This window comes from Variovorax sp. P4_D9, from assembly GCF_056401695.1.
In genome coordinates this window covers 1-1,236 of sequence record NZ_JBFUIU010001486.1, presented here as the reverse complement: position 1 = coordinate 1,236, position 1,236 = coordinate 1, and the positions used below count along the sequence as shown (strand labels likewise).

At 59.8% G+C, this 1,236-nt stretch carries 1 protein-coding gene and 1 pseudogene; both read right to left on the bottom strand.

Annotated features, from left to right (window positions below):
- Window positions 1–431: pseudogene (locus AC1DY5_RS56230) on the bottom strand (isocitrate lyase); the annotation flags it as partial.
- A gap of 610 nt (window positions 432–1,041) precedes the next feature.
- On the bottom strand, window positions 1,042–1,236 hold a 195-nt coding region (locus AC1DY5_RS56225), incomplete at its 5' end, for a transposase (protein WP_478122805.1).

Here is a 1,236-nt window from a genome sequence, read left to right as displayed (position 1 = left end):
CCCTTGGACCACTGGATCTCGTCGGCGCGGCGGAAGGTGTTGTTGATGCGCTCGACCACGGTCGGCACCGAGTCCACCGGGTACAGCGACTGGTCGGGGTACATCGAGGCGTAGCTGTTGTTGTCGGCGGCGACTTGCCAGCCCGACAGGTAGATCGCCTTGACGCCGGCCTTCACCTGCTGCATAGCTTGGCCGCCGGTCAGGGCGCCGAGACAGTTGACGTAGGGTTCGTTGTTGACCAGGTCCCACAGCTTCTCGGCCCCGCGGCGGGCCAGCGTGTACTCGATCGGGAAGGAGCCGCGCAGGCGCACGACGTCGGCCGCGCTGTAGCCACGCTTGATCCCCTTCCAGCGCGGATTGGTCGCCCAATCTTTCTCGAGGGCGGCAATCTGCTGTTCGCGGCTCAGTTGTTCTGTGATGGTCTGGGGCATGGTCACTCCAAGGGTTGATTGAGAGGTGGCGCTGTCGCGTCGTGGGAGTTACTTTAAGCCTAGACCTCGACTCTTATGTCTTATAGAAGACATATTTTTGCATGAGCAAAATCAACAACTTATAGCTACTTTTCTCAATGCGAAATTAATTTTCTCGTATCGAGAAAAAATATTGCGGCGCAGCAGTCAACGTTTTCACAATGCGAAGCGAGTTTTTCGCGCGTGAAACCCTGAGTGCGGGAACTGCAATTCAGTGGTCCATGGCGCCACGGCGAAACGCAGTTGAAACACGGAGCGGGGCGTCAGGGGCGCGCCGAGGACACCGGGTAGCCCCCTCCGCGAATGTCCCCAGGCTTCGACTCCTCCTTTATTTCGCTGCGGAGGCCACCCGATGCCCTCGGCACGGATAACGCTGTGTGGTGCTGGTCGATGAACCATSRCTGTGACGGATCACGTCGATGGGKTGCTCTGCGCAGCKAAATAARGGAGGAGGCCGCAGGCCGGGGGACATTCGCGGAGCRGAGTACGCCGTCGGCGTGATCCCGCCCCAACTCTCCCAGCCAGCATCCAACTCGGTTTCATCCTATTGATCTTTACGTAACCCATGACATTACCAGAGCGTAGCCTGCATCCAGCAGGCGGCAATGATCGAGGGTCGCTTCTGAGCGCTCTTGAGCTTGTTGCGCGCGGTCGTGTGCAGCTCGCTGAGGTCGTTGGGGCAGTAGTTGGCCAGGGCATGTCGTTTGAGCCAGGCCCACAGATACTCCACCGGATTGAGGTCGGGCGCGTACGGCGGCAGGAACGC